Source organism: Bacillus sp. AC266 (assembly GCF_979253805.1).
This window is the reverse complement of the sequence record NZ_CEEDEC010000004.1, coordinates 424,407-450,573: the sequence shown is the minus strand read 5'-3', so window position 1 is coordinate 450,573 and position 26,167 is coordinate 424,407. Positions and strand designations below refer to the sequence as shown.

Here is a 26,167-nt window from a genome sequence, read left to right as displayed (position 1 = left end):
ATTATTTGTCGCTTAAGCGTTTTCCGCCAACTGCATAATGGTTTTTAGACATTTCTTCGATGAAAACAACGATGTTTTCTTCAGGAGCACCAGTTGTTTCGCTTACTGCTGCTGTTACTTTCTCAGCAAGAGCTTTCTTTTGTTCTTCTGTGCGTCCTTCTAGCATTTTCACTGTTACGTATGGCATGTATAATCGCTCCTTTTATGTAAGTTACACTCTTATTATAGCGGATTATGAGGAAGAACAATCGGAAAAACAAATAATTTCTTTTTTTGACATATGGAAGAGGAGATGAGTTATGGATCAGTTATTTAGATACCCATTGCAACAAATTCCATTGGTAGCAATGGCAATTATTATTGCGCTATCTGTGCATGAATTTGCACATGCGTATGTTGCATATAAATTTGGAGACGATACAGCGAAAAAGCAAGGACGTTTAACGTTATCACCGATGGCTCATTTAGATCCTATCGGTATGATTGCTGTACTAATTCTTGGATTCGGTTGGGCAAGACCAGTACCTGTTAACCCGTATAACTTTAAAAGACCGCGTCTTGCGGGAATATTAGTTTCTATTGCGGGACCGATAAGTAATCTTATCTTAAGTGCAATTGGTTTAATTATTTGGTATAGCTTAATAACGTTTGGTGTGTTAGATGCGATGCCACTTGCAGTAGCAGATACGCTGGATCAATTTTTCCAAATTTTTATTATGCTTAATATTGTTTTACTTGTATTTAATTTATTACCAATCCCGCCACTTGATGGTTATCGCGTTGTGGAAGATTTAGCACCAGCAAATATTCGTGCGAAAATGACACAGTATGAAAAGTATGGATCAATTGCGTTATTAATTCTTGTTATTACACCGCTTAGCAATTACACAATTCAACCTATTTTCAATGTTGTTATTCCATATGTATTAGTATTTTTACAAAATATCATTGCGCCTATTTTCAGGCTTTTTTAATCATTAAGCGAGGAGGAGTTTACATATGACAGAGAAAAAGAAAAAAATCGGTTTTAATATCGTGAAAAATGATTCAACAGATGGACATGGTGGTTTTGGCGTTGGGGCATTAAGTTTAGAAAATATTTCTCCTGTATTTGTTGATGTATTAGAGAAAACTGCGTTCGTTGATATCGGTGCGATGCATGCGCGTAGTACAGTAGAAAAAGGAATTAAGTTTTTAACAAATAAAGATGAAGTTCCAAACGGAAAACCGTTTTGGCTTGTTTGGGTAACAATTGAAAGAACACCAAACGGTGCTTATTACGCAGGTGCAACAGCCTGTGAAATGACAGTTGATCGTGAAATTCGCCGCGGATATAAATCACTTCCAGAGCATGTAAATAAAATGGATAAATCACTAAAGCGTCACATCATGATTGATCATATGGATGAATCATCTAAAAAAGTACTTGGTACATTCTTAAAAGAGCATAATGAAGCAATTTGGAACGAATCTAGTGAAGAATTGCGCCACGCATTATTAGGCGAATAAAAATAGCTGACGGATTTCCGTCAGCTATTTTTTTACCACGGGAGATATTTTTTCCACCAACCCGCCTTTTTCTTCTCTTCACTAACCTTTTCGAACTCTTCCTTATCATCAACGTGATCCATACAATACTCTGTTGGCTCTGTACCTTTTGCGAAATACATTTTCACAGAAATAGGACAATTTTTTGTAGCAATCTTACCGTTTTCAGGATTAACATCGACTGCAACAACATCTGCTGGTTGTTTGAATTCTTGTTTAGGCTGTCCATCTAATCCTTTTTCCATTGTATCGGTCCATATTTTTTTTGCGTATCCTTGTTCTGCTACGTTTGAAATGGATTTAGGTTGATCGTATCCAATCCAAACCCCTGTTACGAGCTGCGGGGTAAATCCAATCATCCAACTATCAGTTTCTGTAGAACCAGACTTTCCAGCATATGTTCTTGATAGTTTTGATAACATCGATTGACCGGTCACAGCGGCATAACTGCTTAGTTTTTTATTAAACATACCTGCCATCATTTCTTCCATCACAAAGGCTTTGCTTTTATCTAGAACTTGTTTACTTTCTAAATGAGCATCGTATAGCATATTTCCTTCATGATCAACGATGCGCCTTATAAAGATTGGTTTTACTTCTTTCCCGCCGTTTGCAAACATGCTATAAGCATTGACCATTTCAATTGGTTTTACAGGAGATGTGCCGAGAGCAAGAGACGGAACATCTTTTAATGCGCTAGTAATACCGAATTGCTTCGCTGTTTTTGTAAGAATGTCTTCGCCTAAAAATAGATTTGTCTTCACAGCATATACGTTATCAGAAACAGCGAGTGCTTGTGCCATTGTCACAAAGTCGTCTGCATAATAGTTTTTATAATTTTTCGGTTTATATTTGGAAACACCATCACCTAAAGTGAATACAGTGTATTCGCTTTTTAAGCGCGTAGCAGGGGTGAATCCTCGTTCTAAGGCTGCGTAATATAGGAATGGCTTAAATGTAGATCCGGGCTGACGAGCGGCTTGTGTAGCTCTGTTAAATTGACTCGTATTATAATCAGTTCCACCAACAAGGGCAGCCACTTCACCCGTTTTTGGATTCATAGAGACGAGGGCAGTTTGGATGTTTGTTGTTTCAGGTATATGATTTTTTACAGCTTGCTCTGCTACAGATTGTAATTTAGGGTCTAGGGTTGTATAAATACGTAAGCCACCTCGCTGTAAGGCTTGCTCATCTAATCCGATATCCCGAAGAAGAGAAGCTTGTACAGCATCTTGGAAATAAGGTGCGACCTCTGCCACTTTTTTCGTATCTAATGAGGCGAAAGTTAGCGGTTCCTTTTTTGCCGAGGCAGCTTGCTGTTTTGTAATATAACCTTGTTCTACCATTTCATCTAGTATGAGAGATTGACGCCCTTTAGCACGCTCCTCTTTTAAAAAGGGAGAGTAAAAGCTAGGTCCTTTCGGAATGCCTGCGAGCATACTAGCTTCTGCTAATGTTAATTCTTTTGCAGTTTTATCGAAATACAGGCGAGAAGCAGCTTCGATTCCGTAAGCACCATGCCCGTAATAAATTGTATTTAAATATCCTTCTAAAATATGATTTTTATTATAGTTCACTTCAAGGCGAACGGTATACATTGCCTCTAATAGTTTACGCTTCCACGTTTTATCATGATCTAAGTATAGGTTACGAGCATACTGTTGTGTAATAGTACTAGCACCTTGTACTTTTGCCATTGCTTTTAAATCGGCAACAATGGCACCAACAATGCGCTTTATATCAAATCCATGATGTTTGTAGAATCGTTGATCTTCAATAGATAGTGTTGCCTCTTTTACATAAGGAGAAATTTCATCAAGAGATACATTATAGCGCTTTTGTGTTTCATTACTTTGTCCTATAACAGTGTCATCATTAGCGTAAAAGACACTCGTTTGCGGCACTGCAACAGGGGGAGGCCCCATAATTTTTGCAGCTATAATGATAATAAAAAAGGAAAAAACGAAAAAAAGAACACAAGAAAACATTACGGTGAAGAAAAGACGTTTATATTTTTTAAGTTTTGGATTCATAGTTTGATCCATCTTTTTCAGCCCCTCATTAATACAAGCATTATTGTATTAGTATTGAGGGTTTTCGTTTATTTTAAACAATGAAATTTTGAAAACAAAAAAGCCCCTTCAATTAAGAAAGGAGCTCAAAGGCACGTGCTGGCCAATCGGTAATGATGACATCTACACCATAGTCAATCATAGTTTGTAAATCTTTATATTCATTAATAGTGTAAGGACGAAAAACGTATCCTTGCCCATGTGCTAATTGGACAAACTCTTTCGTTAATAATTGAAAGTTTGGATGTAATCCAGTCGCCTCGCGCCTTTTTGCTTCAGCAATAGGATCTGCAAGTGGTGTATCGTACAAAATCGCTCTTGGAATTTCTGGAGCAATTTCTGCTAATAATGAAACGGAATCGTGGTTAAATGATGAAAATACAATTTGATTGGATAGATGATATTCACGAACAAGAGCAACAACTTTTTCTTCAATATTTGGATAATGAAGAACATCTGTTTTTAATTCAATGTTAAGTTGTAAATTTGTTGTAGAGAGCCAAATAAATACTTCTCGTAATGTTGGGATTTTCGCCTCATGAAAAGAAGGATCTTTATGGCTACCAGCATCTAAAGCTTGTAATTCCTCTACAGTTTTCTCAGAAACAAGTCCCACGCCATTTGTTGTGCGGTCCACCGTTTCATCATGAATAACAACTAGTTCACCATCTTTTGATAGATGAACATCAAGTTCAATTCCGTGAGCACTAATGCGTTCAGCCTCTTGGAAGGCAATCATCGTATTTTCTGGATGTGTTCCTTTTACCCCGCGGTGAGCGAAAATAAGTGGTTTATTCATGTGAAAATCTCCTTATCATCTCTTTTCTTTCATTATGAAACTGCTTTGAGAAAAATACAATTCATATGACAAACATTTACAAAAATATAACAGTTGTACAAAAGTTAACGTTAACGTAAAATGTAATAATTGGTGAAGGGAGGAATACACATGTATAAAATTGATGAAGTAACAAAGCAAGTTGGTTTAACAAAGCGTACACTTCGTTATTATGAGGAAATTGGTTTAATTCATCCCCCAGAACGCAGTGAAGGGAACATTCGCCTGTATACAGACGAGGACATTGCGAGAATTAAAAGGATTGTGGAAGCGAAAGAAGTATTAGGAATTACGCTTCAAGAAATGCAACATTTCTTATCGTTAAAAGAAAGAATGGAACAAAGAAGAAACAGTGAGAATCCGCGTGACCGTGAAGTGATTCAAGAAATTAAAGAGATGCTTGAAAAACAAGTGCAAACGTTAGACGAAAAAATGGAGCAAATGCAGCGTGTTAAGGCAGAGCTAGAGGATAGTTTAAGCCGTGCAGTTACATTTTTAGAGAATACAAAAGGAGAGTAATCAAAATGGAGAGCAAACAAAAATTAGGGAGATTGATTACAGTGGTGGCTACCTTCCTTGCCTTTTCAGGTATAGGAGTAGTCGATCCAATTTTACCAAGTATTGCTGAACAAATTGGTGCTTCGCATTGGCAAGTCGAGATGTTATTTACAGCTTATATTTTAACGATGGCAATTATGATGTTACCAGCTGGAATATTTGCATCAAGATTTGGTGATAAACGAATGATGACGATCGGTCTTGCGATTGTAACTGTATTTGCATTTATATGTGGTATATCGCAAACGATTGCTCAATTATCTCTTTTCCGCGCGGGGTGGGGATTAGGAAATGCGATGTTCTTCGCAACGGCGATGACATTATTAATTGCATTAAGTAAAGAAGTTCATGAAGCAGTAGGATTATATGAAGCAGCTATCGGTTTAGGGATGGCAGGTGGCCCATTGTTAGGTGGTATATTAGGTGGACATTCTTGGCGTTACCCATTTTTTGCGACGAGTATTTTAATTTCTTTAGCATTTATTTTAGTTTTCTTTTTTGTAAAAGAACCGGAGCGAAAAGTGAAGCGTAAAGCAGCAGGCGTAGGTGAATTACTTAACCTGGTGAAGTATAAACCGTTTATGCAAGGTGCCATTTCTGGGATGTTATATTACTACGGATTTTTCGTCGTGTTAGCATATTCACCACTTATTATGCATTTATCTGCTATTCAATTAGGATTTGTATTTTGCGGATGGGGATTAGCATTAGCTTACGGATCAGCAATTTTAGCGCATAAGCTAGAAGGTAAATATGAACCAAAAACATTGTTAAAAGGTAGTTTACTCGTATTTGCGATTTTCTTAATTGCACTATTCTTCGTTAAAATTATGTGGTTACAAATCGTGTTAATCGTTCTATCAGGATTAGCATCAGGCTTAAATAACGCGTTATTTACAAGTTATGTAATGGATATTTCACCTTATGAAAGATCTGTTACATCAGGTGTTTATAACTTCGTTCGTTGGTTAGGGGGCGCGATTGCTCCAATTTTATCAGGAGTCATCGGTCATACAGTTTCACCACAAAGTCCGTTTTTAGTCGGTGGAATTGTTGTGTTAGTTGGTTGCGTAATGATCTTAATTCCGATTCGTAAACCGGTAGAAATAGAGACAAAAACCCTTTCTTAAGAAAGGGTTTTCTTTCCTATTGCAGAGCAATCCCTTTTCACATATATGTTAGAACCCTCTGACTAAAATATATTTTCGGTATTTTTGTACTTTTAACTATACTTTTTGGATGTTTTGTTTTATTTTTGTTAGGGGACATTAATGATGTCCCTATTATAAATTTGCATTGAAAGGCGTGATTGTACGATGGAACTATGGTTCACTGAAAAACAAACAAAGCATTTTGGAATTACGGCGCGTATTAACCGCACATTACATACGGAGCAAACAGAATTCCAAAAACTTGATATGGTTGAAACGGAAGAGTTCGGAAACATGCTTATTTTAGATGGCATGGTTATGACAACAGAAAAGGACGAGTTCGTTTATCATGAAATGGTAGCGCACGTACCTTTATTTACACATCCAAACCCTGAAAACGTATTAGTAGTAGGCGGTGGCGATGGTGGTGTTATTCGTGAAGTATTAAAACACCCAAGCGTAAAGAAAGCAACACTTGTTGAAATTGATGGAAAAGTAATTGAGTACTCTAAACAATACTTACCATCAATTGCAGGCGCATTAGATGATGAGCGTGTAGAAGTAAAAGTAGGAGACGGTTTCCTACACATCGCAGAAAGCGAAAATGAATATGACGTAATTATGGTAGATTCTACTGAGCCAGTAGGCCCAGCAGTAAACCTATTTACAAAAGGCTTCTACGCTGGAATTTCTAAAGCGTTAAAAGAAGATGGTATTTTCGTTGCTCAAACGGACAACCCTTGGTTTACACCAGAACTAATTACAACTGTGTTTAAAGACGTAAAAGAGATTTTCCCAATTACTCGTCTATACACAGCAAACATTCCGACGTATCCAAGTGGACTTTGGACGTTCACAATCGGATCTAAAAAACATGATCCATTAGAAGTAAGTGAAGAGCGTTTCCATGAAATCGAAACGAAATATTACACAAAAGAATTACACACTGCAGCATTCGCATTACCGAAATTTGTTGGCGATTTAATTAAGTAAGAGCGTTAAATTGAAATAAATAAAGTGTAAGTAACTCATTTAAGGTGTTTGTCTAGAAGGCTTGAACATGCTAGTTACTTACACTGCTACAAATGAAGTAGTCTTCTTGTGATAACAAGAAGGCCCAGGTAAATCGAGAAAGAGGAGCAATGCGCTCCAAATTTGAGAAATAGTGAAAGGTTGGGATACCTTAAGTTCCACATAAGGAGGAAAAGAATATGCGTTTTGATGAAGCTTATTCAGGTAAAGTATTTATTAAAAGTCATCCAAGTTTTGAAGAGTCAAAGGCAGTTATTTACGGGATGCCTATGGATTGGACAGTAAGTTTCCGTCCAGGATCTCGCTTTGGCCCTGCACGTATTCGTGAAGTATCAATCGGTCTTGAAGAATATAGTCCGTATTTAGATCGTGAACTAGAAGAGATAAAATATTTTGATGCGGGTGATATCCCATTACCATTTGGGAATCCACAGCGCAGCATAGACATGATTGAAGAATATGTAACAAAACTATTAGATGCCGGTAAGTTTCCACTAGGTCTCGGCGGAGAGCACTTAGTGTCTTGGCCAATTTTTAAGGCAATGGCAAAAAAATATCCGGATTTAGCAATCATCCATATGGATGCTCATACTGATTTACGTGAGTCATATGAAGGAGAGCCTTTATCCCACTCTACACCAATTCGTAAAGTGTGCGATTTAATTGGTCCGGAAAACGTATATTCTTTCGGTATTCGTTCTGGAATGAAGGAAGAATTCGAATGGGCAAAAGAAGTAGGTATGAACTTATATAAATTTGACGTATTAGAACCGTTAAAGGAAGTATTACCGAAACTTGCAGGACGCCCAGTCTATGTCACAATTGACATCGACGTATTAGACCCAGCTCACGCTCCTGGAACAGGAACATTAGAAGCTGGAGGTATCACATCTAAAGAACTATTAGAGTCCATCGTAGCAATTGCAAATTCAAATATAAAAGTAGTCGGAGCAGACTTAGTAGAAGTAGCTCCAGTCTACGATCATAGTGATCAAACACCAATCGCAGCAAGCAAATTCGTGCGGGAAATGCTGCTCGGTTGGGTTAAATAAAAGCGTAGGCAGCTCGCTCAGAATCGCAGGTCATTGGAACGCTCGACCGAGAAGCGCTTTTGGCTTCGAACGAGAGTGTGAAATGGCCGGGGATTCTAGTCGCTGTAGCTGGATAAAGTAAAAGTGAAGCCGACTCAAAAAGTGTTTTGAGCCGGCTTCTTTTATTAATAGGTAGGTTATTATTGTCTTATTTAGTAGTTAAGTCGATATACGCGGAGTTGTGTTCAATATAATTTCACTTACCGTCACGCGACATAAAAAAGAGCTATTCTCAAACGATGAGAATAGCTCCCTTTCTTTACGCAACTTTCTCTTCCGAAGTAATTCCGCGAATTTCATCAGCAGAACGGATTGGATATTTGCGGAACACAATGGAACCGACGTATCCAACAATAGTGGTAACGATTCCACATAATACGGCAGCAATCGTTACTTTTATTACATCATTAAATCCGAACAGTACGAGAAGTCCTGGAATTGGTGATGCTGTCCCTGGTGCATTATTAACGAGCTGGAACAGCGACGTAATAATACCGGCAAGCGCACCGCCAACAAAGTTTGTCATATAGATAGGAATTGGATTTGCTGAGACAACATCGGCCTGTGTTAACGGCTCAATTGCCACGGCGATTGTATCTTTCTTTGAACAGATTTTTAGTCGTTTAAAGAAAATGAAGTTCATTGGGGCAGAAGCTGCTACGGCAAGACTACCAATTGCCATTGGTAAACCAGTTAATCCAAGCATTGCAGTTAGTGCCATAGAACTTAATGGAGATGTAGAAATAACTGTTATTAATCCACCAAGCATAATACCCATAATGATAGGACTTTCTGTAGTTGCAACTGAAATCATAGAACCGATTTTACCGAGTGTTGCGTTAACGAGTGGATCCATAAGCATGGCCATTCCACGTGAAATTGGTGCGGCAATACATAGGATTGCTAAAAATTCTACACCAGCTGGTAATTTCTTTTCGAGAAATTTCACGACGAAAGCACAAACGTATCCAGCGAAAAATCCTGGTAAAATACCGAATCCACTAGTAGCTATACCGATTAAAACAGCGTATACGGGTGAAACACCGATTGCTAATGCGACTAAAATTGCCGCTGCGACACCGCTCATACTACCAGAAGCTTCCCCTACTGATTGTAAAAAGTCATTATGAAACATTTCTCCACCAATATAACGGTGAAATGCTTCAATAAGAAAACTTGCGATTGCTGCATTAGCTAAAGCGCCCATTGCTTTCATTCCGTAAGGCGCACGGTAACTGAAAAGTGTAAATAGACAAAGTACAACAAGTAATAGTGCTAAACCTTGCAAGATAGCCATTTGAAAACTGTCTCCTTTGATTTTTGTAATAAAAATTTGTATCATTCAATAATAATATAAAAGTTTGTTAAACGGAAAAATTTTTTATTGGGAAATTGCTGTAAGGTGAAAAACTCTTACAATAATGTAAGGAAAGTGTAAGGCATTTCGATAGAGTATAGTATGCCTTTTTTCGTATAATACAGGTATAGACATACGGCTAGTGAGAAAGCAGTGCAAACAGGAGGCGCATTTATGAAATTGGTAATTAAAGTTTTAGCTGTGTTCGCCATTATTTTAGGTGGAACAGCATATTATTTAAACACGAAAACAGAAGGTGTGCATGCTTTTGTAGACAACTTCTTTTCAAATAAAGAAATACAAGATTATTATGCTGTTATAGATAAAAGTGAGAAAAAAGACGATGAATATTTGTATACATTTAAAGGGTATACAGAAGATGGAAAGTTACAAGTTATTAAAAGAATGGTGAACCGTGAATTGCATACGGGTGCTTTTATAAAAATTTATGCAAAAGGTATGCAGGGAAAAGGATGGGCTGAAATCTCGAAAGAATCAATCCCGCAAAAAGCGTTGCAAAAAATAGAAAAACCATAAAAGGAGCGAATCGTTCGCTCCTTTTTTAGTGCGTTAAAATGGTGATAGCTGAACTTTCTTTATTAGAAATGATTTTTGCCCTTCCGCCAATTGGGAAAGTAAAGATTGGAGTTGTATGTCCGAAACTGGCATTCGCAATAATAGGGATATGAGCAAGTTCAGGCTTTGAAGCAATCATTTCTTGAATGTCCTCTATCATACATTCTGCTCCTTTTTGCATTCGTCCTATAAGAATGCCTTTTACATGTTCAAAGTCAGGTTGCTGCATAAGAGAATGTAAATATCGATCAAAAGTTTTTAGGGTAGATTTTCCTGTTAAACTATCCTCTTCAAGAAATAAAATTTTGCCCTGTAAGCTTGGCATATATGGTGTACCTTGCAGTAAATTAAATGTGCTCATATTGCCACCAATAATATCTCCCATCGCTTCCCCTTCTTGAATTGAAACATATCCTTCATTTTTAATAAATTCTCGATTTTCTTGATCCATATACCAAGAGTCATCGCTCCAAGTTTCAGCTGGTAGTATTTCAATAGGTTCATGAGAAGTTAAGCACTTTAAAAAGTAATCGGTCGTATAATCGAGCCCTTTCTCCATTCCAAATGAAGAGAAGTGAGGACCTGAATATGTAACTAAGCCTGTTTTAGCATAAATCGCGTTACTTAAAGCGGTAATATCAGAATAACCGCAGAAAATTTTCGGATTTTCTCGAATTAAATCATAATCGAGACGTTTCAATAAACCATTAGAGTTGTATCCGCCAAGTGTCGTCAAAATAGCTTTTACATTAGGATCTCTAAATGCTTCGTGGAGGTCTTGAACTCGTGAAGAAATAGAAGAGGAAGCGAATCGATCTATCTCATCAGCATATTTTGAGAATGTAACTTGAAAGCCTATGTCGGTTAATCTTTTTATAGCAAGGTCTCTGTTTTCATTTGAGACAATACTTAAACTACAAGATGGTGAAATAACCCTTATTTCATCACCTTTTTTTAATTTTGTTGGTAGCACCAAATTCACCCCTTGAAATGAAAGAATATTTAGATTTAAAAAATATTTTAACATATGAAATAAAGTGAAGGTGAATTATTTTTTGAAAAGGAGTTTTCCTGATTTTTCAGCAGACAGACAGAGTCTTTTTTTGATATGATAGGAAAAGTGATTTATTATAAGTAGTATTTAATATCTATAACATTTGAAGGGTGTGCAAGACGTGAAGAAACAACTTGCAGGCTTGCCGGTACACGTTCATTTCGTAACAGAAATCCGTGAAGGGGCGAGGAAGGAAACCGTTGCTTTTGAAGCAAATGGTCAATACTATGTAAAAGGTCAAGGTACATATATAACATTCCAAGAGCCGAACGAACAAGGCGAAGTGAAAACAATTATTAAAATTCAAGATGAACAAGTTCTCATTATGCGTTCAGGTGCTATTTCTATGCGTCAGACGCATGTGAAAGGTGAATGGACAACTGGTACGTATACGAGTGAACTTGGTACGTTTGCATTGCAAACGAAAACTGATAACGTTCTTTTTAAATGGTCGGATGAAAAGAAAAAAGGACAACTCTTCTTAACGTACGCATTGCTTCTAAGTGAACAAGAAGCTGGCAGATATACAATTACACTTAATTTGAAGGAGGCAAAATAATGAATTCTTTAGAACAAGTAAAAGGATTGATTAAAGAAGAAATTCAAGCTGCTGTATTAAAGGCAGAACTAGCGACAGAAGAACAAATTCCAAACGTTGTATTAGAATCTCCAAAAGATAAAACAAATGGTGACTTCTCTACAAATATGGCAATGCAACTTGCACGCGTTGCGAAAAAAGCACCTCGTATGATTGCAGAAGACTTAGTTGCAAGCTTCGATAAAGCAAAAGCTTCTATTGAAAAAATTGAAATCGCTGGTCCTGGTTTCATTAACTTCTACATGGATAATAGCTACTTAACAGACTTAATCCCAACAATCGTCAACGCTGGTGAAGCATACGGTGAAACGAATACTGGTAAAGGTGAAAAAGTACAAATTGAGTTCGTATCTGCGAATCCAACAGGTGATCTTCACTTAGGACATGCACGTGGTGCGGCAGTAGGTGACACTTTATGTAACGTATTAGCAAAAGCAGGATATGATGTATCTCGTGAGTACTACATTAATGATGCTGGTAACCAAATTCATAACTTAGCTCTTTCTGTTGAAGCTCGTTACATGCAAGCTTTAGGTTTAGAGAAAGAAATGCCAGAAGACGGTTACCATGGTGCGGACATCATTGGAATCGGTAAACGCTTAGCTGAAGAGTTTGGCGATCGTTATGCAAAAGCTGATGCAGAAGAAAGCTATGAATTCTATCGTTCATACGGTTTAAAATATGAGTTAGCAAAACTTCAAAAAGATTTAGCAAGCTTCCGTGTTAACTTCGATGTGTGGTTCTCAGAAACATCATTATACAAAAACGGAAAAATTGATCAGGCTCTTGCTGTATTAAAAGAGCGTGACGAAATCTTTGAAGAAGGCGGAGCAACTTGGTTCCGTTCAATGACTTACGGTGACGACAAAAACCGTGTATTAATTAAAAATGACGGTTCTTACACATACTTAACGCCAGATATCGCTTATCACCGTGATAAATTAGAGCGTGGTTTCGATAAGCTAATCAACATTTGGGGTGCTGACCACCACGGTTACATTCCTCGTATGAAAGCTGCTATTCAAGCACTAGGTTACGATAAAGAAACACTTGAAGTAGAAATCATCCAAATGGTACAACTGTACCAAAATGGTGAAAAAATGAAAATGAGTAAGCGTACAGGTAAAGCAGTTACACTTCGTGAGCTTATGGAAGAAGTAGGCGTGGACGCAATGCGATACTTCTTCGCAATGCGTAGCGGTGATTCTCATTTAGACTTCGATATGGACTTAGCTGTATCAAAATCTAATGAAAACCCAGTATACTATGCACAATATGCACATGCTCGTGTATGCAGTATCCTTCGTCAAGGTGAAGAGTTAGGATTAGCTACAGGCGGAGATGTAAATTACAAACTTGTTACTTCTGAGAAAGAAGTAGAGTTACTGAAAAAACTTGGTGAATTCCCGGCTGTAGTTGCGGATGCAGCGCAAAAACGTTTGCCACACCGCATTACAAGCTATGCATTTGAATTAGCAGCAGCATTACACAGCTTCTACAATGCAGAAAAAGTATTAAACCAAGATAACTTAGAATTAAGTAAAGCTCGTTACGAATTAATGAAAGCAGTACGCACGACACTGCAAAATGCATTAGCAATCGTAGGAGTATCTGCACCAGAAAAAATGTAATAAAGAAAAGCGGAGCCGACTGTTTAGTCCCAAAGGCTAAGGTTCTTAGACGGAAGGGATTAGGAGGCAGAGCTCGCTTTAAATAAAAGGCAATCACACGATGTTGTGATTGCCTTTTTGTATGGAGATAATAAAAAAATTATCAAACAAAAGGAGAATTTGCGTCGTCTTATATAAATGACAGGGGGGTTAAGATGGAAGAAAAGGTAGAAGAATTAATTGATATATATATAAGCAAATATATTCCCTATGCTATAAATTAGCGAAAACGAAAGACAAGGGGAAGGGATAAAAGAGTTGAAGGAGATCTGTGAATCGAAAAAAGGTGTTTTTACAGTTACATTAAAAGCAAATGAAAAGTATGTGTTTAATATAAGTGGTGTAATGGTGAAAGATGGATTTGTAAAAGTAAATTGGAAAGAGAAATAAAAGAGGCCCTGTAAAGGACCTCTTTTCTATTGAATAGTATAAGTAACAGAAAAGCTAACAGGACTATAGTAAACGTAAGGTGCATGAAATTGAACGTACATATTTCCATCTGTTTTTGCAGTGAAAATTCGGCCGTAACCATCAGAATAACGCCCAATAAGGTTATGATTTGAGTCATAAACACTGTAACTAGGAGTTTTGCTGTTAGGTTGAATTGTTAGCTCTTGTCCCTTTTGAAGGAAAATAGGTTCTTGTTCAGAACTAGCTCCAGTTTGCAAAGAATAAAATTTTGTAAAGCTTTGTTCTTGAGCGGCAGCAGCGACTTTTGTTTCAGGAATAAACGCGGTAGCGCCAGTAATTCCTGTTAAAGTTAATGCGCCGGCTAAAATCATATTTTTCATAGTAGAAAAGCCTCCTTATTAGTTGTAATCATTTTTGTTACAGTTAATATTGTATACGATAATGAATAGGAAAAAATATGCTTTTATGCATATATATTTTTTCTCAATAAAAGACCACTAATTAAATCAGTGGTCTTTTAAATGATTAAGCAGCTTTTTGTTCAGTTTGAGCAACAGGTTTTTGAAGGGTGTTATAAACACCAGTTCCGATAACTTCTAATGCCATTTTCATACGTTCTGGTGAAATGTTCTCAAATACATTATCTTGAGGCGTGTGATATACCTTTTCGATATGATAGATTAATGGATTCCAACTATCGACACCCATCCAAATAAATAGTGCAGAAGGAATACCCACTTCAGCAAATGGTACGTGATCACTAGAGCCGAATTTTCCTTGAAGAACGAGATCATTATTTAATTGTTTACCTGCTTGTAAGGCAGCATCTGTTACAAGGTTCGTTGATCCATCAGGAGTCATTGCATATAAATTCTTTGCTTTATCATAATTTGTTGCAACCATGTCTGCGTTAAAGACACCTAAAATTCGATCACGTTCTTTTTGGGACAGACTATTAACATAATAATCAGAGCCAAGTAAGCCAGTTTCTTCAGAACCAAAAGCAATAAAACGAATTTCTTTATCAGTTTCTACATTTTGAAAAGCACGAGCTAATTCTAATACTAATCCTGTACCAGAAGCATTGTCATTTGCCCCAGGTGCTCCAACGACACTATCATAGTGTGAACTTACAACAACAGCTTTTTCATTACCTGTACTATTTTTTGGTTTCTTTTTAGCGATGACATTTAAGGATGTTAAATTAGATTCATGTCTCGCTTTTAGGGAAAGAATTGTTGTCTCTTTTTTAGCGATTTCTTCTTTAAATGCATTTCCTTGAGCATAAGCAAGACCGAAGACAGGGATAGCCTGTTTTTTAGCTAAGCGAGGATTGAAAGTTTGTCCATAGTTTCCGCGTCCGCCAATTAAGCTGTATAAAAGAACACCTTTTGCCCCTTTACTAACAGCATTTTCAACCTGTTTATTATAATCTGCTACTGTTGCACCTCTTTCGAATAAAACAATTTTTCCGTTTACCTCATTTGGAATATCGTCTAATTTTGTACCACCTTGAACAAAGATAAGCGGAGCTGTAACAGCTTCTGTAGAAATTAGTGCATTTGGAGCAGCACCAGCTTGCCAATTACGCTTTGTCCCTAATGGTGATTCGATAAATCCAACGTATTGATCCGGCACTTGAAAGGGCTGATACTCTACTTCATATCCCATTGATTTAAGCTTCATACCAACATAGCGAGAAGCCCATTCTTCTGATTTTGTACCACCCGGACGGGGACCGATTGTTTCGGATAAGAAACGGATATGCTCGATGGCGCGGTTTGCATCAACTTGTTTTGTAATAGGTGGAGTCTGTGTAATTTCTGACGTGGAATCAGCTTTTGCTTGCCCGATTGGAGCTAAGCTAACGGCGAGTGATACAGCAAGCAAGGAGCTTACTATTTTTTGTTTCAGTGATTTTCTCATTTTTTCCTCTCCCATTCTTCTATTCTCTCTGACTGACAAAAGAAGACGGATAACGACTATATCCCGCATTAACGGGCAGTAAAACCCCCATCTCAAAATTCGGCTGTAAAGCAAAGAAGTTAGATGGGAGATCAACTGCCCGTAAAAGCCCGATTGGTTCAACTAATAATCAATGAGGGATGGAAAAAACCCTCACTGATTAAAGTTTCACTTTATCTTACCTTTATATATCTGAATTTTCAATAAATATATGTTGAGAAATAAAAAACGCTATATGCACATTTGCATATTTTCAGCGGATGTATGTATGCTATCATTTTAAATGAAGGTTCGCTTTCTGTTCTGAAGGCTCCTACATTGCATGAATCTAGTGTACCCAAACTTTAGATTATGTAGGGAAAAGGGATCCGTTATAGGGTTTCTTTTCTTTTGTTTTGTTTCAATCATGTGATGGTAACTATGTTTCCGCATTTCATAATTGTCATCAGTGATATATGTAAGGCATCCATATGAAAATACGAGGCTGTTCAAGAGTTTTCCGTACTTTTGGACAGCCTCACCCCGTTAAAAAGACGATACTTTGTGTATCGTCTTTTTTGCACAAAAAAAACAGCCAATCAACTAATAAATTGATTGGCTGTAAAACATATTATTTATAATGTTTTTTACGTTTTGTGGCTAAAATACTTAACAATCCAGCTAGTAGAAGAACGATACCTGCTGCTTGTGTATGATCTTCTTTATGACCTGTATTTGGAAGTTTTTTATCTATATTTCGATCATCTTGCTGTTTGTTTGTCTGTGTTTCAGGATTTTCTTTTTCTAGTTCCTCGGAAGTTTCTTTTCCTGGTTTCTCCTCTTTATTTGGAGGAGTAATTGGTTTATCATCTCCACCTGGTGAAGATTCGATCTTCTTATTTGAAACTGTAATTTGTAGTGGTGTAGCTTGAGCTTTTTCAATTGTAAAGCTTATCGGTGAAGCATCTAATTGATAGCCTTCAGGAGCCGTTGTTTCCACTAATTGATAATTACCAGGTTTTAAATCATTTACGATTAATTTACCGTGTTGGTCTGTTTTTAGGCCTTCTCGGATTATTTTTCCATCGTGGTCTAAGATATTGAAAATGGCACCTTCAAGTGTTCCACGGTGATCAATATCAACTTTAGTTAACTCAATTGAACCTGTTGTTAAGCTATTTAAAGCTTTAACAGAGGTAACCCCAGATTGTCCCTTCGTAATTATGAAAGGAATTGGCTTAGCACTTAAATCATAGCCAGTAGGAGCTTTCGTTTCAACGAACTGATAGTCTCCTGGACGTAAATCAGAAACGCTAATTTTTCCATCTTTATCAGTAGTTAAATTAGAACGAACATCATTGCCGCTTTGATCAACGATTTTAAAGATAGCACCTTCAAGAGTAGAGTTGTCAACGTCATCGACTTTAGTTAATTCAACAGCGCCCTTCGTTAAGCTATTTGTAGCAGTAACAGAAGCTTTAGCCGTTTGACTCTTTTCAACAGTAAACTTGATAGGGTTTTGATTTAAGTCGTAATGAGTAGGAGCCTTTGTTTCAACGAATTGATAGTCTCCTGGACGTAAATCAGAAACGCTAATTTTTCCATCTTTATCAGTAGTTAAATTAGAACGCACGTTGTTGCCGTTCATATCAATGATTTTAAATACTGCGTCTTTAAGAGCAGTACCATCAACATCATCCACTTTAGAAAGTTCAACAGCGCCTTTCGTTAAGCTATTCGTAGCTGTAACGGAAGCGATTTTTTCTTGCCCTTTTTTAACTGTGAACTTAATAGGTGTTTCGTTTAAGTCATAATGAGTAGGAGCTTTTGTTTCGATAAACTCATAGTCTCCTGGTGGTAATTCATCCACAACTAAACGGCCGTTTTTATCAGTAGTTAAATCAGTACGGACGTCGTGTCCATCCTTATTAACAATTTTAAATACGGCACCTTCAAGTGTTGTGTTTTCTTCAACATCATCCACTTTAATTAACTCCACACTACCTTTCGTTAAGCTGTTCGTAGCTGTAACGTAGACATGTTTTGTTTGACTTCTTTCAATTGTGAACTTAATCGGATCTTCATTTAAGTCATAATGAGTAGGAGCTTTCGTTTCAATAAATTGATAGTCTCCAGGTTGTAAGTCTTTAGCGATGATTTTTCCATCTTTATCGGTAACTAAATTTGTACGAATATCGTTACCGTTCATATCAGTAATTTTAAATACTGCACCTTCAAGTAGTTCTTTCGCATCTAAAGAGTCAACTTTCGTTAATTCCACGCCACCCTTAGTTAAGCTATTTTTAGCAGTAACAGAAACTTGAGTTGATTGGCTTTTCTCGATAGTGAAAGGAATCGGTGTTTTATTTAAATCATAATCTTTAGGAGCTGTCGTTTCTACGAATTGATAATCTCCCGGTCGTAAATTGGAAGCAGAAACTTTCCCGTGTTCATCAGTAGTTAAATTCGTGCGAACAACTTTACCTTTCGCATCAATGATGTTAAATACCGCATCAGAAAGTTTTGTATCTGGGTTTACATCATCTACTTTAATTAACTCTACAGCACCTTCAGTTAAGCTGTTAGTAGCAGTAACTTGCAGCTGTTCTTTTTGGCTTTTCTTAACTGCAAATTTAATTGGTGTATCATTTAATTTATAGTGTTCAGGAGCTTTCGTTTCAATAAACTGGTAGTCTCCCGGACGTAAATCAGGAACAGCAACTTTACCATATGCATCTGTCGTAAGATCAGTGCGAACATCATTACCGTTCATATCAACAATTTTAAATACAGCACCTTTAAGGACAGTACCATCAATATCATCTACTTTAGAAAGCTGGACTGCACCTTTCGTTAAACTGTTTTTAGCGGTAACAGAAATAGGTTCAGCTTGTCCTTTTTCGATTGTGAATGGAATTGGTTCTTTATTTAAATCGTAGTGTTTCGGCGCTGTTGTCTCGATGAATTGATAATCACCAGGACGCAGGTCAGAAACGCTAATTTTACCTTGTTGATTCGTGATAAGATCTTTGCGAATCACATCGCCATTCATATTAACAATTTTAAATACAGCGCCCTCAAGAGTAGTGCCATCGACGTCATCCACTTTAGAAAGTTCCACACCGCCTTTTGTTAAGCTATTTTTCATAGTAACAGTAGCGATACTTACTTGGCTTTTCTCAATTGTAAATACGATAGGTTTTTTATCTAAATCGTAATGTTTAGGGGCTGTTGTTTCAACAAATTGATACGTGCCAGGACGTAGGTTCTCAACAACGATTTTTCCTTCACCGTTTGTTTTTAAATCTGTTTTAAGTAATTTGCCATTTTGATCTAGTAAATTAAATACAGCATCGGCAAGTTTTGTTTGATCGTTTAAATCATCAACTTTAATTAATTCGATGCTACCTTGTTTTAAACTATTTTTAGCAGTTAAAGAAATAGCTTTTTTCTGTCCTTTTTCAATAGTGAAACCAATAGGCGTTTCATCTAAAACGTAATGCTTTGGAGCTTTCGTTTCGATGAATTGGTAATCACCGGGACGTAGGTCGTTAATTTCGATCTTCCCTTTACCATTTGTAACAAGGTCTTTATGAATTACAGTACCATTCATATCAACAATGTTAAATACTGCACCTTCAAGGGTAGTGTCATCGATGTTATCCACTTTAGAAAGTTCCACTGCACCTTTTGTTAGAGCATTTTTAGCTGTAACATGAAGAATTTCAGTTTGGCTTTTCCTAATTGTAAATTCAATCGGTTTTTTATTTAAATCGTAATGTTCAGGAGCTATTGTTTCCACGAATTGATACGTACCAGGACGTAGATTTTCAACAACAATTTTTCCTTCATCATTTGTTTTTAAGCCTTCTTCAACTAGTTCTCCGTCTGCATCTAATAAATTAAATACAGCGTTAGCAAGTTTTGTATCGATATCAATATCGTCAATTTTAGTTAATTCAACGCTACCTTTTGTTAAAGTGTTCTTACCTGTAACAGTAATCTTTTTCGTTTGACTTCTTTCAATTGTAAATGGAATCGGTGTTTCGTCTAACACATAGTGCTCAGGAGCCTTTGTTTCAATAAATTGATAGTCTCCCGGACGTAAATCAGAAACAGAAATTTCGCCGTTGTCGTCTGTAAAAAGGTTTGTATGAACTTCCTTACCGTCCATGTCAACGATTTTAAAGATTGCGCCTTTCAGCATCGTACGATCGATGTCATCGATTTTTGTTAAAGTGACAGCACCTTTCGTTAAGCTGTTTTTAGCAGTAACGGTAATATTTTCTTTTTGACTTTTTCCGATAGTGAACGGAATAGGGTCTTTGCTTAAGTCATAGTCTTTTGGAGCTTTTACTTCAATAAATTGATAATCTCCCGGACGTAAATCAGAAGCGGTAACTATACCGTTCTCATCAGTCGTTAAGCCTTTGCGAATTACTTTTTTAGTGTCATGAGCGTCAACGATTATAAATTCCGCACCTTCAAGTGTAGTGCCATCAACGTCATCTACTTTTGTTAAAGTGACGCCACCTGTAAGTAAACTATTTTTTACAGTAACAGGGATAGGAAGATCTTCCTTGCTACCTTTTTTAATCGTGAACTTAATAGGTGTTTGATCTAATTTATAATGTTCAGGGGCTGCGGTTTCAATAAATTGATAATCCCCTGGTGCTAAATCAGGAATAACTAATATTCCGTGTTCATCTGTTGTTAAATCTTTCATAATTTCCTTGCCAGTTGCGTCTTGTAATGTGAATACCGCACCAGCAAGAGTTATATTGCTTTCCACATCATCTTCTTTAATTAGTTTGACTTTACCTTTCGTCAAGCTATTTTTAAATGTAAGTGGAAGGAGTTCTTTTTGACTCTTTTCAATTGTAAATTCAATAGGCTCTATATTTACATCGTAGTAAATAGGAGCTTTTGTTTCGACAATTTTGTATTTGCCAGGACGTAAATCTTTTACTACTAATTTTCCCTCTTTATCAGTAGTAAGGTTTGTATGAACGTCTTCATCTTTGTCGTTAACGATTTTAAATACGGCATCTTCAAGTTTTTCTTTATCGTTTAAAGAATCTACTTTCGTTAATTCGATACCGCCTTTAGTTAAGCTGTTTGTAGCTGTAATAGATTTTGTAGCAGTTTGACTTTTCTCGATAGTGAAATCAATCGGTTTCTTGTTTAAATCATAGTGTTCAGGAGCTTTTGTTTCGATGAACTGATATTTACTAGGACGTAGTCCAGAAACAGCTATTTTACCTTCTTTGTTAGTAATAAGGTTCATATGAACATCTTTTCCGTTTTCGTCAACGATCTTGAAGACTGCTCCTTCAAGAGCATTTCCATCCACATCATCCACTTTTAATAGTTCAACATTACCCGGTACTAAACGATTTTCTGCTGTAACAGTGATGATTTCTTTTTGGCCCTTCTCAATTGTGAAGTTGATAGGTTCTGTGCTTAGTTTATAATGCTCAGGAGCCTGTGTTTCAACAAATTGATATTTGCCAGGACGTAAATCAGAAACCTTAATTTTCCCTTCAGCATCTGTAGTTAAGTCAGTATGAACATCTTTTCCGTGTTCGTCAATAACCTTGAAGACTGCACCTTCTAGAGATTCTTTCTTATCAACGTTATCAACTTTTACTAATTCAGCGTCACCTTTCGTTAAACTGTTCTTTGCAGTAACAGAAACGAAGGAGGTTTGACTTTTTTCAATAGTGAAATCAATCTGTTCTTTATTTAATTCATAGTACTTAGGAGCTTCTGTTTCGATAAATTTATATTTACCAGGCTCTAAGTTTTTAACGATTAACTTTCCATCTGATCCTGTTTTTAAGTTTTGTTGAATTGTATCGCCTTTTTCATTGACTATTTTAAATACCGCACCTTCAAGAGTTACATTTTCTTCAACGTCGTCAACTTTCGTTAAAGTGACGCCACCCTTAATTAGGTTATTTTCTGCTTTGACAGATACCGCCTTTGTTTGTCCTTTTTCAATTTCAAACTTAATAGGTGTCGGGTCTGTAACGTAATGAAGAGGAGCTTGTGTCTCAACAAATTGATATTTGCCAGGACGTAAGTCTTTTACTTCAATATATCCATCTTTATTTGTTGTTAATTGTTCATAGCCAGGGATTACTTTACCTTTTTCGTCTTGTAAGCTAAAAATGGCACCTTCAAGAAGTTTCTTATTCTCATCAAATTTCGTTAAGATGACTGAACCCTTCTTCAGACTATTTTTAGCAGTTACATTAATTACTGTTGTTTGATCTTCTGAGACAGTAAACCAGATTGGTTGGCTATTTAGATCATAATGAACTGGAGCTTCGATTTCTTTTAATTGATAAGTTCCAGGTTTCAATGGATCTACAGTAATTTGTCCATTTTCATTAGTTGTTAATTTTTCGTAGCCAGGAATTACTTTGTTATTTCTATCTAGTAAGGCGAAAACTGCACCTTTAAGTGTTTCGTTATTGTTCAGGTCATCAACCTTTGTAAGCACAGCTTTACCAACGAATTTCTTATTGCTAAGTTTGTATGTTGTCGTTTCTTGTGAACCAAGTTCAACAAGTCTGCCTTGCTTTAGATCCCAGCTAATTACATAGCCTGCTGGGGCCTTCGTTTCTTTTAATAAATATTTATCGCGTTTTAAGTTATTAAACTTAGCGATACCGTCTTTGTCTGTTGTTATTTTACGGATAACGGTTTTCCCTGTACGATCGTATAAAGTAAATTCTGCTCCGGCCAATGGTGCGTTCTTATTGTCGTTATCTACCTTTATAATTTCAAGGTTTCCGCGGCCTTTAGTAGCAGAGCCCCCACCGGAACCGGAAGACATTCGAACTTCAATCGTTTCAGTAGTTTCAGTATTTTTTACTGTTAAACTATTACCTGCGATTTTTGCTTTATTACTCACTTTTTCTTTATCGTCTGCATTAATAAATGAGCGGTATTCTAAAATATAAGCTCGATCAATTTTTTTCAAGAAGGCAATTTCGAAATGTTGCTTTCCGGTCTTATTGTCTGTTGTGATCGTTAACTTATAGTCTGTTCCTTTTTTTAATTCATTTGCTGTATCTTTTGTTAAATTTCCATATGGATCAACAGTAGTCGGGTATAAGTGGAATGAATCTTCCACAAGCACTTGATTATCTGTTGGATCGTCTGTTACAAACGCGTCTGCGATGGTTGATTGGCTTTCATTAATTGCGATACTCCAATTAATATAGTTGTCGTCTTGTACAGCTTTTTTTGTGACGAAGCTGCCACCTTTATTTACTTGAGCATCACCTTTAAGAGTGTTAACAATTTTAGAGCCATCTTTTAAATCGGCCTCGTTGTTGTAGGTAGCTTGGATAAGCTCACCATCAAGGCTTGTTTTAAAGATAATATAATAAGGTGAATTAATTGATTGTTTGAAATGAACCTTTAGGGTGTTGTTATTTTTATCTGTAGGTTCTTCAAGTTCATATTGCTCAGTTGGTACAGCATTACCAGGTCTTGCATTATCCGGGCTTCCATTTAAAATCATGTCACGTACTTCAATGGATCCTGGTACTAACTTTTGTTTATCTTTTATTACGTCTATAACATAAGGATCTTTAATCTCAACATTATTATAATTGAAGCCTATTATCCAAGTAATTTCCTTTGTTTGGGCGTTATAAGAACCGTATTTATACCCATTCGCCTTTGTGAAAGTATCAGGATCAAAATTCGCTGCATCTTTATTTGATTGTGGCTTAGAATCGGTATCTATCCAAGATAAGTTACCTGTATTTTTAAATGAAGTTTGGCCACTTTCTAATTTTGTATAATCAAAGTCTGTAGTATATTTTACGACTAATGTCTTTGTCATATTAGACTGATATGTACCTATAAGAGTAATATTGAAACCTTTATCCGTCACATCTAAAACATAGTCAGTCCCAGCTTGAAGAGTATAATCTCCGTCTTTAATTTCTAGTTGCTTATCTTTTAATTGCAATCCACCATGATCAAAGGTATCCGTAATGGTCGCGTTGTTTAATGGATAGTTGTTATTATTTACTATAATTGTCCAAGTTGTTGTTTTGTCTTTGTAGTTTGTGTCAGCTTTATTATTAGATTTAATAATGTTTTGCTGCTTGAAGCTAGCCTCATTTTCTTTACTTGAACCATTATCTGCGGTAACTGTATTTTTGACTTTTCCATCTTTTATGACTTTATCAGTTGGCTTTGTTTTATAAGTGATTACATAAGCACTGTTAATATCTTCATTAAATTGTAAATCGAACCCATTGTTCTTTTTGTTTACAGTGTAATTATTAGCAGTATCACCAGTCACAAGTTTTCCTTTATCATCATAAGCAGCATTTTTTACGACAATAGAATTTTCATCAAGTTCATGTGTATTGTCAAAAATATCTTTTAAAAGCGCATCTGTTTTTTTGATATCTCTTTGATCGCCATTGTAAGTAATTGTCCATTCGATTGTTTGTGTCTTGGGATCATATTTACTTGTTTTATCTAAATGTGTACCACGAGATACAGTTACAGTGGCATTTGCTTTTTGTTGGGACTGATTATCGCTTGTTATCGTGACATCATTTCTGAAATTCGTTGCATTTTCATCGGTTATTTTTGTTGCATATTCAATTTGATACGCTTGATTGATTTTATCCTTAAAAGCAATCTCTAATTTTGAACCATCGGATGAAACGATTTTGTACTCACTTGGGTCAGCTTCCGCACCACGTTTTACGTTCCCGTTAATATCCACATCTAAATGATAAACTTTAATAGAGTCTTTATTTAGGCTTGTACCTTGTGGAATATTATCTTTGAAAACAGCGTTTGTAAGGGTATCCTTCGTTTTATTCATTTCTACTGTCCAATTAATTTCATTTGTATTAATTGGTCTATCAGGCAATCCTTTTTTGTTCGTAGCTGTTTCTATATTTGGTTTGAAATCAATTGTAATAGAAACATCTTTATCCTTAATTGGGAAAGGAATTTCCTGTGTTGTTGTCCCTTTGATTTCGTCTTTATTGAACTCTGTTTTTAATTTAAGATTACCAACAACATCTGGATGGGTTTCAACATATTCGTTAAATGTCATGGTGACTTTCCCATCTTTTGTAACGATAAATTCCCCAATCACATTATTTTTATCATCATATAAGGGGCTTTTAATTGTATTGTAAATCTTAAAATGTTTCGGAAGATCAAAAATATAGTAATCTCCACTTTTTACATTCATTGATTTTAACAGCTCCCATTCAAACTCAATGTTGGCAGGGGAATCTGTGCTCGGACGATTATCATCGTTATTAAATGGTTTCCCATCCTTGTCCGTCAATTTTACACTTGTTAAAATTTTCTCCGTTATTTGTTTGGGAGATGGATCCGGATTCTCAGTAGGGTTGTTAACTGACTCTTGTTCCGGATTCTCAGCAGGCTTGTTAGCTGTATTTTGTTCCGGATTCTCAGCAGTTTTGTTAGTTGGGTCTTGTTCTAGATTCTTAGCAGGTTTGTTAGCTGCGTTTTGTTCTGGATTTCCAGCAGGTTTGCTAGCTGTGTTTTGTTCTGGATTCTCAGCAGGTTTGTTAGCTGCATTTTGTTCCGGATTCTCAGTAGCAGGCTTAGCTGGATCTTGTTCTTGCTTCCCGGTAGCAGGTTTAGCTACATCTTTTTCAGCTTCTTTAACCGGTTGTTCTTTATCTTTAGTATCTTCCAATTGAACAGGAACGGATATAGAATGAATCATCGTACCTAAAGGAAAAGCAATTTGAACTGATTTTGTATCGGATTTTAAAGTTGGATTAAATACAGTTTCAAGTTTAATTTTACCTTTAGCATCTTTTGAAGTTTCTACTTGATCATTAAATATTAGTTTCAGTTTGTTATCTTTAGCTGTCACAAAATATTGACCAATATGTTTTTGATCAACCACCAAATCTCCTTGCGTATCTTTAGATACTTTTAATGCAAGTGGTATTTGAAGCACTGCTGTATCGTTTGCATGTAAAACTTGAGAATCTTTTATTGACCAAGCATATTCTAACTGAATGGTGGATCCTAACTTTATTAAGTTTTTAGGACTTAATGCTTCGTCAATAATATGACCAGTTGCATCTTTCATTTCAACAGTGTCAAATAAAGAAGTTTCCTTTAACGTTTCAGCTTTTGCTTGATTGTATGGGAAACTAATAAACTGTGAAAATAGTACAAATACAATTAAACATATATTTAAAAGTTTTTTCATTTTTCCTCCCTTGAA

At 36.3% G+C, this 26,167-nt stretch carries 17 protein-coding genes and 2 pseudogenes; 11 read left to right on the top strand and 8 right to left on the bottom strand.

Features of this window, described 5'->3' with window-relative positions; all coding sequences use genetic code 11:
• Window position 1: 1 nt before the first annotated feature.
• Complete coding sequence (locus tag AC0IXC_RS19265) at window positions 2–187, bottom strand: 2-hydroxymuconate tautomerase (protein ID WP_001147171.1); 186 nt, start codon at window positions 185–187, stop codon at window positions 2–4.
• 112 nt (window positions 188–299) lie between these two features.
• Between AC0IXC_RS19265 and AC0IXC_RS19260 the strand changes: the two genes are divergently transcribed.
• On the top strand, window positions 300–974 hold the full coding sequence (locus AC0IXC_RS19260) for a site-2 protease family protein (protein WP_002016358.1): 675 nt from the start codon (window positions 300–302) through the stop codon (window positions 972–974).
• 25 nt (window positions 975–999) lie between these two features.
• On the top strand, window positions 1,000–1,509 hold the full coding sequence (locus tag AC0IXC_RS19255; RefSeq protein ID WP_002016357.1) for a YwhD family protein: 510 nt from the start codon (window positions 1,000–1,002) through the stop codon (window positions 1,507–1,509).
• A gap of 32 nt (window positions 1,510–1,541) precedes the next feature.
• Here the strand turns inward: AC0IXC_RS19255 and AC0IXC_RS19250 are convergent, their stop codons facing one another.
• Window positions 1,542–3,593 (bottom strand): transglycosylase domain-containing protein, encoded by a 2,052-nt coding sequence (locus AC0IXC_RS19250; protein WP_002143907.1) that lies wholly within the window; start codon window positions 3,591–3,593, stop codon window positions 1,542–1,544.
• A 100-nt stretch (window positions 3,594–3,693) separates the two neighbouring features.
• Window positions 3,694–4,419 (bottom strand): glycerophosphodiester phosphodiesterase, encoded by a 726-nt coding sequence (locus AC0IXC_RS19245; protein WP_193652209.1) that lies wholly within the window; start codon window positions 4,417–4,419, stop codon window positions 3,694–3,696.
• 150 nt (window positions 4,420–4,569) lie between these two features.
• Between AC0IXC_RS19245 and AC0IXC_RS19240 the strand changes: the two genes are divergently transcribed.
• The 4 genes from AC0IXC_RS19240 (at window position 4,570) to speB (ending at window position 8,251) form a co-directional block, all read left to right on the top strand.
• Window positions 4,570–4,977: a MerR family transcriptional regulator gene (locus tag AC0IXC_RS19240; RefSeq protein ID WP_002016353.1), complete on the top strand. Its 408-nt coding sequence runs from the start codon at window positions 4,570–4,572 to the stop codon at window positions 4,975–4,977.
• A gap of 5 nt (window positions 4,978–4,982) precedes the next feature.
• A complete protein-coding gene (locus tag AC0IXC_RS19235) occupies window positions 4,983–6,146 on the top strand; it encodes an MFS transporter (protein ID WP_002016352.1) in 1,164 nt (387 codons plus the stop codon).
• A 186-nt stretch (window positions 6,147–6,332) separates the two neighbouring features.
• A complete protein-coding gene (gene speE, locus AC0IXC_RS19230) occupies window positions 6,333–7,160 on the top strand; it encodes a polyamine aminopropyltransferase (RefSeq protein WP_471653163.1) in 828 nt (275 codons plus the stop codon).
• A gap of 218 nt (window positions 7,161–7,378) precedes the next feature.
• On the top strand, window positions 7,379–8,251 hold the full coding sequence (speB, locus tag AC0IXC_RS19225) for an agmatinase (protein WP_471653162.1): 873 nt from the start codon (window positions 7,379–7,381) through the stop codon (window positions 8,249–8,251).
• Window positions 8,252–8,549: 298 nt separating this feature from the next.
• Here speB and AC0IXC_RS19220 read toward each other — a convergent pair whose 3' ends face one another.
• Entirely contained in the window at window positions 8,550–9,587 is a 1,038-nt protein-coding gene (locus tag AC0IXC_RS19220; protein WP_002068536.1) for a PTS sugar transporter subunit IIC, read from the bottom strand.
• 234 nt (window positions 9,588–9,821) lie between these two features.
• Between AC0IXC_RS19220 and AC0IXC_RS19215 the strand changes: the two genes are divergently transcribed.
• Window positions 9,822–10,184 (top strand): YxeA family protein, encoded by a 363-nt coding sequence (locus AC0IXC_RS19215; protein WP_002130097.1) that lies wholly within the window; start codon window positions 9,822–9,824, stop codon window positions 10,182–10,184.
• A 25-nt stretch (window positions 10,185–10,209) separates the two neighbouring features.
• Here AC0IXC_RS19215 and AC0IXC_RS19210 read toward each other — a convergent pair whose 3' ends face one another.
• Window positions 10,210–11,250, bottom strand: coding sequence for a S66 family peptidase (locus tag AC0IXC_RS19210; protein ID WP_471653161.1), 1,041 nt, complete (start codon window positions 11,248–11,250; stop codon window positions 10,210–10,212).
• 148 nt (window positions 11,251–11,398) lie between these two features.
• On the opposite strand from AC0IXC_RS19210, the gene AC0IXC_RS19205 reads away from it, so the two are divergent.
• The 4 genes and pseudogenes from AC0IXC_RS19205 to AC0IXC_RS19190 all read left to right on the top strand — a co-directional run.
• The gene (locus AC0IXC_RS19205) at window positions 11,399–11,836 is read left to right on the top strand and encodes a YwiB family protein (protein WP_002089794.1); all 438 of its coding nucleotides are present in this window, start codon (window positions 11,399–11,401) and stop codon (window positions 11,834–11,836) included.
• The gene (argS, locus tag AC0IXC_RS19200; RefSeq protein WP_471653160.1) at window positions 11,836–13,506 is read left to right on the top strand and encodes an arginine--tRNA ligase; all 1,671 of its coding nucleotides are present in this window, start codon (window positions 11,836–11,838) and stop codon (window positions 13,504–13,506) included. The genes AC0IXC_RS19205 and argS overlap by 1 nt, the downstream gene beginning before the upstream one ends.
• A 105-nt stretch (window positions 13,507–13,611) precedes the next feature.
• Window positions 13,612–13,783, top strand: a pseudogene (locus AC0IXC_RS19195) (RNA polymerase sigma factor); the annotation flags it as partial.
• Window positions 13,777–13,935 (top strand): annotated as a pseudogene (locus tag AC0IXC_RS19190) (anti-sigma factor); the annotation flags it as partial. The pseudogenes AC0IXC_RS19195 and AC0IXC_RS19190, both read left to right, overlap by 7 nt.
• A 26-nt stretch (window positions 13,936–13,961) precedes the next feature.
• Here the strand turns inward: AC0IXC_RS19190 and AC0IXC_RS19185 are convergent.
• The 3 genes from AC0IXC_RS19185 to AC0IXC_RS19175 form a co-directional block, all read right to left on the bottom strand.
• Window positions 13,962–14,336, bottom strand: coding sequence for a hypothetical protein (locus AC0IXC_RS19185; RefSeq protein ID WP_000794128.1), 375 nt, complete (start codon window positions 14,334–14,336; stop codon window positions 13,962–13,964).
• 145 nt (window positions 14,337–14,481) lie between these two features.
• Window positions 14,482–15,882 carry a M28 family metallopeptidase gene (locus tag AC0IXC_RS19180; protein WP_471653159.1) on the bottom strand — a complete coding sequence of 467 codons (1,401 nt, stop codon included), beginning with the start codon at window positions 15,880–15,882 and terminating at the stop codon, window positions 14,482–14,484.
• Between the two features lie 649 nt (window positions 15,883–16,531).
• Window positions 16,532–26,152, bottom strand: a complete 9,621-nt coding sequence (locus AC0IXC_RS19175; RefSeq protein WP_471653158.1) for a SpaA isopeptide-forming pilin-related protein — start codon at window positions 26,150–26,152, stop codon at window positions 16,532–16,534.
• Window positions 26,153–26,167: the final 15 nt, after the last annotated feature.